Origin of the sequence: Brevibacillus sp. FSL K6-0770 (genome assembly GCF_038000275.1) — a bacterium.
In the GTDB taxonomy this organism is placed as follows: Bacteria; Bacillota; Bacilli; order Brevibacillales; family Brevibacillaceae; genus Brevibacillus; species Brevibacillus parabrevis.
Genome location: NZ_JBBOBQ010000001.1, coordinates 15,001 through 22,500, shown reverse-complemented (window position 1 = coordinate 22,500; position 7,500 = coordinate 15,001). Strand labels below are relative to the sequence as shown.

The 7,500-nt window shown below is 48.1% G+C and carries 5 protein-coding genes (1 of these 5 only partly in view); 2 read left to right on the top strand and 3 right to left on the bottom strand.

Going from position 1 to position 7,500, the window contains the following annotated elements:
• Nucleotides 1-98: 98 nt before the first annotated feature.
• Both gyrA and NST23_RS00185 read right to left on the bottom strand, forming a co-directional pair.
• Nucleotides 99-2,615, bottom strand: coding sequence for a DNA gyrase subunit A (gyrA, locus tag NST23_RS00190; protein WP_173598259.1), 2,517 nt, complete (start codon nt 2,613-2,615; stop codon nt 99-101).
• Nucleotides 2,616-2,844: 229 nt separating this feature from the next.
• Nucleotides 2,845-4,029: an MFS transporter gene (locus tag NST23_RS00185; protein ID WP_173598258.1), complete on the bottom strand. Its 1,185-nt coding sequence runs from the start codon at nt 4,027-4,029 to the stop codon at nt 2,845-2,847.
• A 522-nt stretch (nt 4,030-4,551) separates the two neighbouring features.
• On the opposite strand from NST23_RS00185, the gene NST23_RS00180 reads away from it, so the two are divergent.
• Nucleotides 4,552-5,286 (top strand): response regulator transcription factor, encoded by a 735-nt coding sequence (locus NST23_RS00180; RefSeq protein WP_217023455.1) that lies wholly within the window; start codon nt 4,552-4,554, stop codon nt 5,284-5,286.
• Nucleotides 5,283-6,641, top strand: coding sequence for a sensor histidine kinase (locus tag NST23_RS00175; RefSeq protein WP_340962936.1), 1,359 nt, complete (start codon nt 5,283-5,285; stop codon nt 6,639-6,641). The genes NST23_RS00180 and NST23_RS00175 overlap by 4 nt, the downstream gene beginning before the upstream one ends.
• Nucleotides 6,642-6,693: 52 nt before the next feature.
• Here the strand turns inward: NST23_RS00175 and NST23_RS00170 are convergent, their stop codons facing one another.
• On the bottom strand, nt 6,694-7,500 hold the 3' portion of the coding sequence (locus NST23_RS00170) for an MFS transporter (RefSeq protein ID WP_242773382.1). Its footprint extends 468 nt past the window's final position; only the last 807 of its 1,275 coding nucleotides appear in the window; its start codon lies beyond the right edge, outside the window; it ends in the stop codon at nt 6,694-6,696.

Genomic DNA, 7,500 nt, shown 5'->3' with positions numbered 1-7,500 from the left:
CAAACCAATTGCAGGAATAAAGTAACAGTTTGGGCAAACTTTCTGTTCAAAAAAGAGCGCCCCACAAAACTCGGAGCGCTCCATTCATGATCTTGGCATTATTCTTCTGTTGGTTCGTGATCGTCTGGTTCCACATTGGATGGAGCGTCAACTCCGTCAACCGCTTCTTCCATGTCCTCCAGATCGTCATCATCTTCATTCGGTGGGCATTTGGCTACTGAACCTACCTGTTCGTTTTCAGACAGACGGATCAGCTTCACGCCTTGCGTATAACGTCCCATTACAGAGATACCCTTCATCTCCGTGCGGATGATAATACCGGAAGTGGTGATAATCATCAAATCTTCTTCTGGCTCCACCACTTTCAGGCCGACTACATGCCCGCTGCGTTCCGTGACATTGTGCGTCTTGATCCCTTTACCACCGCGCGACTGAATACGGTATTCCTCAACAGGAGTCCGTTTGCCGTAACCGTTTGCCGTTACGATGAGAACTTCCGCGTTTGGCTTGATGACGTCCATATCAATGACATTGTCATCGTCGTCAAGCGTAATTCCCTTCACGCCGGTTGCGTTGCGTCCCATTGTCCGCACGTCACCCTCGTTAAAACGCACAGACATCCCTTTTTGCGTACCCATAATGATCTCTTGTTTCCCGTCAGTCAAACGAACACCAATCAGCTCATCGTCTTCGCGCAGATTGACTGCAATCAGTCCGCCTTTGCGAATGTTCTCATACGATTCCAGCGTGGTTTTCTTGATAATCCCTTTCTTTGTAGCAAAGAACAGGAATCGCTCATGATCAAATTCCTTGACTGGAATGACCGCGCTGACCCGCTCCCCTTTTTCAATCTGGATCAGATTGATGATCGGAGTGCCTTTTGCCGTGCGGCTGAGATCTGGAATCTCAAAGCCTTTCAGACGGTACACCTTGCCCTTGCTTGTGAAGAACATGATGTAGTCATGAGAATTGGTAATATACAGATGTTCAACAAAGTCGTCATCCTTCGTTCCCAATCCCTGAACGCCCCGTCCACCGCGTTTTTGTGAACGATAAGTGGATACAGGCAGACGTTTGATATATCCGTCATGAGTCAGCGTAATCACGACATCCTCTTCCGGAATCAAATCAGCGTCTTCGATATGATTTTCATCAAAAGCGATGGCCGTGCGCCGCTCGTCTCCGAACTTCTCCTTGATTTCGCCCAGCTCTTCGCGAATAATCGCGTAGATTTTGGCTTCATCAGCAAGAATAGCTCGCAGCTCCGCAATCTTCACCAACAGCTCCTGATACTCGTTCTCGATTTTCTCGCGCTCCAACCCTGTCAAGCGTTGCAGACGCATATCGAGAATCGCTTGTGCCTGCTCGTAGCTCAGAGCGAAGTTGCTCATCAGCCCCTCGCGAGCTTCTTCCGTTGTTTGCGAAGAACGAATCAGGCTGATAATCTCATCGATGTGATCCAGGGCAATGCGCAAGCCTTCCAAAATATGAGCGCGCGCTTCAGCCTGCTTCAGATCGTATTCGGTCCTTCTGCGAATAATGACGCGTTGATGCTGCAGATAGTAATACAACATCTCACGCAGATTGAGAACGCGTGGGCGACCATCGACCAATGCCAGCATGTTCACACCGAAAGTAGTCTGCATTTGCGTATGCTTGAACAGATTGTTCAACACAACTTTCGGAATGACATCGCGGCGAAGCTCCATTACGATGCGCATACCTTTACGGTCAGACTCATCCCGCAAATCGGTAATGCCTTCGATTTTCTTTTCCCGGACAAGCTCCGCAATCTTCTCAACGAGTCTTGCCTTGTTTACCTGATAAGGAATTTCCGTCACGATAATGCGCGGTTTTCCCTTTTCCTCTTCAATTTGGGTTTTCGCTCGCATGATAATTGAGCCTCGACCCGTTTCGTAAGCACGACGAATGCCACTTACCCCAAGGATCTCTCCCGCTGTAGGGAAATCCGGGCCTTTGATGATTTTCATCAAGTCTTGAACCGTAATATCCGGACTGTCGATCATGGCAATGACGCCATCAATGACTTCCGTCAGGTTATGCGGCGGAATATTGGTTGCCATCCCTACGGCAATCCCCGACGCACCGTTCAAAAGCAGGTTCGGGAAACGAGAAGGCAAGACTACAGGCTCTTCCTTGCGCCCGTCGTAGTTAGGCGTGAAATCAACTGTCTCTTTATCAATATCGCGCAGAAGCTCCAATGCCAGCTTGGAAAAACGCGACTCTGTATAACGCATGGCCGCTGCCGGGTCACCGTCAACAGAACCGAAGTTTCCTTGCCCTTCGACGAGCATATAACGCATATTAAAATCTTGAGCCATCCTTACCATCGCTTCATAGATGGAAGAGTCACCATGCGGATGATAGTTCGCCATTACTTCCCCGACTACGTTTGCCGATTTACGGAACGCTTTGTCAGGAGTAAGACCCATATCATGCATGGCATACAAAATACGCCTGTGCACAGGCTTCAAACCGTCGCGAACATCAGGCAGCGCGCGACTGACGATAACGCTCATCGCATAGCTGATGAACGACTCTCTCATTTCTTGGCTAATATCGACTTTGGGAAACCGAGCAGTTTCTTCTGCCATAAACGGTAAACCTCCAACTGGTTATCACAATACGTTATTATACCATATAGAAAGAGGGCACGTCCAAAAATTCCAGTCGAATCAATCGATTCCCCTTGTTTTTCTCAGTTTTTCGCTCCGCTTTTACGGCAGCATCGACACACCATTTTATTCCATAGCTGTTTTACATTCACTTATGTTTTGCCATACCCGCTTTTCTTATGCAAAAATAAAAAAAGCCGAACCGATCTCAAGAAGAAATCGATTCGGACATAGCAGTCTTTTTGCCTTGCCGGGCCAAATAAATGAGGTAAATCAACAAGTAAAGTCCGAGCGCTACTAATGAATAACGATACATCACGGCAAAGCTGGTCATTTTGGCGATCGCCCCCAAAATCATGGCACCACCGCCGATCCCCAAATCAAATGCCGAGAAAAACGTCCCCGTAGCCGCGCCCCTTCTGGTCGGATCGACACGTTTGATCGTCCACGCCTGCAAGGAAGGCTGCACACCGCCAACACCAATACCAAACAATATCGCAGCAAGGATCATCTGCCATTCAGTCGTACTGTACGACAGCATAAGCAATCCGCCGCCCAGGATAACTCCACCGGGAAGCAAAATCCACACAGGTCCCTTGCGATCGAACAACTTCCCAGCCAAAGGCCGAACCGCCATCAGTGCAATCGCATTGAACAAGAAAAACAACCCGATATTGGCGATTCCGACCTCAATCCCGAACAAAGTAATAAAGCTGACGATTCCTCCGTAAATAATTCCGATCAACAAATTCAACAAGGACGGAAACAGCGCTGCCTTTTCCAAAAGCCCGCTTAACACGCTGCCTTGCTGTTTTTTCGCAGGAACAATCGGTTTGAATTTTACCAGGCGCGACAGTATCATCGCTAACGCAGTCAAGCCTGCTGAGATGGCAAAAAGCCAGCCGTATCCCCAGTTTTGCGAAACCCACAGCCCCAGAAGCGGACCGAAGCCCATCGCCAAATTGCTGAACATCCCGAAGTAGCCCATACCTTCTCCGCTGCGTTCCCGAGGAATGATATCAGACACAATGGTTCCGTAAGTCGTCGTGACGATTCCCCAACCGATCCCGTGCAAAAAACGAATCGCCAACACCAATGCCACGCTGACCATCCAATAGTAGCCTGCAACCGCCAGCAGAAAAATCGCCAAGCCGAGTAAAAGGACTGGCTTTCTCCCGATCGTATCCAGCGCTTTCCCGGCAAACGGACGCACAAGCAGCGCTGACACAGTGAAAAGACTGATGACAAGCCCTACCGCCAGTTGATCTCCGCCCATATCAGTCACATATACGGGAAGGGTGGGCAGAAGCATCTGAAAAGCGACAAACAGCATAAAGTTGGAGAGCGCCAGGATCACAAAATCCTTCGTCCACAACGCCTTTTTTTCTGACATAACACTCACTCTCCTATACGAGTCCTGATCCTTTTCAATACAATATTATATGTAATGTTTTAAAAGTCAACCCGCCGATGGCACTTCTCCCCTGCCCTTGCCATTCTGCGAGCCTCTCGATCGACATATTCATGTTCATCTTTTTCAAAACAAAAAAGACGCCGGATACCCGACGCCCTGCCGCTCTGATTCATTGGATAATGCTGAACGAAACCATTACAGCTTAACGATCATTTCCAAATCGGAGGTGCGAATCATTGTTTTGGTGTCGATCAGCAGTCCGAAGAACAGCACGGCTATCTTCATTAGTTTTCTCATGGTGTATCCCCTCCGTTTGTTTGTTACCTTGATTGTACAAGCTTCCAAGCGTCTCTCCCATCGATTTGCCTTGCATGGATCTTACAAAGCTGTAAGGCTTGCAAAAAAGTGTGGGAAAAGTATGGGAAAACCGCGCTGGAAACGGATCGGAGAAAAAACTGTTGTACAATAGCTTGTGAAGATAAGCCCTGCGGAGGAACCCCGATGAAAGACTTTCGTATCGCCATAGTTGATGATGATGTGAACATTCGCCAGATTGTTGCCGCCTATTTGCAAAAAGAAGGCTACCTGATAGATGCCGTAGGATCGGCAGAGGAAGCCTTTTTTCTAAAAGAACAGGCTCCCCCTGACCTTTGGGTTTTAGACATCATGTTGCCCGGTATTGACGGATATGAATTTTGCCGTCGCATCCGCGCGGAATCTGAAACGCCTATCATCATGATTTCTGCTCGTGATGAGGAAGTGGACAAAATACTCGGATTGGAGCTTGGCAGCGATGATTATTTAACCAAGCCGTTTAGCCCGCGTGAGCTGGTAGCGCGCGTCAATCGTGCTTTAAAACGTTGGGAACATATGCGTCAACCTGCTTCACAATCGGGACTCGCCTCTGTAGCGGCGCCAGCACCAGGTAAAAACTCTGCTCCAGAAGGTCTTCTCGTTTTGGATAAAGACAAACGACTCGTCTATTCGCTGGGGCACGAGGTAGAAGTGACTGCAAAAGAATTTCAGGTGCTCAGCCTGCTATCAGAGAATCCGGATCGGGCTTTTTCCCGAGATGAATTGCTGACGCTCGTCTGGGGCTACGACTATTTTGGCAGCGACCGTGTCGTCGATGATTTGATCCGCCGCATACGCAAAAAATTGAATCACATTCCGCTAGAGACAGTCTGGGGATTCGGCTATCGCTTGCGCAAAATGGAGGGGCCAAACGAAGGATGAATATCCAGTTGCGTATCACCTTGATGTTCGCGCTGCTCCTTTGCCTGGTGACCGGAATATCTGCTGTTCTGATCAATTCTTTTTTGCTCGACCATTTAATTGCCCAGCAAAAGAAGGAACTGACGCTAAAAGGCCAGTTCTGGATTGAAAAAACGACTCTTGCCGATCAAAAAATTACAGATGCGGACATCTCCGAGCTGGACAAGCTGCTCGTGTCCAATCGCAAGGTAGAGTTGCTATTGATCGGTAAAAAGAAGAAAGTGCTTTATACCACCTTGCCTTCTTCGAATGTAAACGATTGGCTGCAAGCCTTGGAACGGAAAGCGGAGAAACGGCAAGATAAGAACATCTGGATCATTGGCCAAGACGACTATGTCGTTGTCAATCTTCCTCTTAAAAACGATGAAAAGCAGCGCCTTATCCTCGCATCACCAGTTCGCGGGCTGAAAGATGTGCGAATGGAACTCACGACAAATATGTTGCTGATCGTATGCATCGGGGCTGTTTCAACGATTTTGCTCAGTTTTTTTATCACACGCAGCATGGTGCGACCATTGAACAAACTGACCACAGAAATCAAAAAAATACAGTTTCGACGCTTCTCTGACGTCCAGCTTGTCCCGGCCCGTGGGGAGATTGCAGAAGTAGCAGAGAGTGTCTACTCTATGGCGCAGGAGCTTGATCGCTTTCATGAAATTCAGCGGCAATTTTTACAGAACGCCTCACACGAATTAAAGACTCCACTCATGTCGATTCAAGGATATGCGGAAGGAATACGCGATGGTGTTTTCGCAGAGGCAGCGGCACAAAAAGGATTGGATGTTATCGTAGAAGAAACAAATCGCTTAAAGCATATCGTTACCGAAATCATTTTGCTGGCGAAGCTTGAGAGTGAAGAAAATTTGTTTCGTCCCTCCGATCATTCGGCAGCGGAGTTGGTGAACCGCGCAATTGAGCGACTTCATCCACTCCAGCTGCAAAAAAAGATTTCCATTCAAATTCGTGCCGCCACTACTCCCGACATTGTTCATATAGATGAGGGAAAGGTGCTCCAGGCTTTTCTCAACATCATTGGCAATGCGTTACGACACGCCAGAGAAAAGATCGTCATCGATGTGGAAGTCGGGAAACATTTTGTAATCGTTCATGTTATTGATGATGGAGCAGGCATCCAGGAAGATTTGCTGCCTCATTTGTTCCACCGCTTTGTCAAAGGGAAAAATGGCGAGGTAGGGCTAGGATTGGCTATTTCCAGAGCAATCATTGAGCGTTCACATGGCCGGATTGAAGTTGAAAATGGCGCGTTATGCGGTGCCATTTTCCGCATCTCTCTTCCGCTGGCTCCTCTTGCGTAAAACTAACCCCCAAGGTACTGAATCCTTGGGGGTTAACTTTGCGCTTTTACCGTTACATATTCCGGGAAACATCTACGCTGAGCGCGTTCCTTCCAATTCTCATCACCATAAAAGAAGCGAGCAGACAAAATGCTCCTGCGACAATAAACATAAAGAAGTAGCTGTTCAATACCGTATAGACGACTCCACCACCGTAAGCAGCTACTGCTGCTCCCAATTGATGGGCCGCCAGTATCCATCCAAACAAAATCCCTGCTTGCTCTCTGCCAAAAATATCGGTCGTCAATCTCATTGTCGGAGGAACTGTGGCAACCCAGTCCAAACCGTAGAAGACGATGAACAACCCCAAACTAAATGTCGAAGATGACAGCGCAGTAGGAAGAAACATCAAGGAAAGACCGCGAAGTCCATAATACCAGAACAACAGCCAGCGATTATTGTAACGATCCGACAGCCATCCAGAAAAAGTCGTTCCAATAATGTCAAAAATCCCAATCATAGCGAGCAGACTAGCGGCAGTAACTGCTGGAATACCATGCTCCATACAGGCAGCAATAAAATGAGTTCCGATCAAACCATTCGTAGACAAGCCACAAATAAAAAAGCTGCCAGCCAACAACCAGAAATCAAAAGAACGAAGACCTGTGTGAAGCCCTTTCATTGCCGCCCGAAACGGATTTTGTGCCGGAGCGACATGCTCTCGATCAGCTACAGTCGCCCCATAAGCGAATAGCCCTTTATCGCTAGGGTGATTTCGCATCAGCATCGCAACCATTGGCACCATGACGAGTGCGACAGAAGCAATTACCCAAGACGCTATACGCCAGCCATCCGATTCAGCCAAACTGGCTAGCAAGGG

Coding starts and splice junctions, on each gene's coding strand:
- gyrA (WP_173598259.1), bottom strand. CDS start 2,615: ATGGCAGAAGAAACTGCTCGGTTTCCCAAAGTCGATATTAGCCAAGAA.
- NST23_RS00175 (WP_340962936.1), top strand. CDS start 5,283: ATGAATATCCAGTTGCGTATCACCTTGATGTTCGCGCTGCTCCTTTGC.
- NST23_RS00180 (WP_217023455.1), top strand. CDS start 4,552: ATGAAAGACTTTCGTATCGCCATAGTTGATGATGATGTGAACATTCGC.
- NST23_RS00185 (WP_173598258.1), bottom strand. CDS start 4,029: ATGTCAGAAAAAAAGGCGTTGTGGACGAAGGATTTTGTGATCCTGGCG.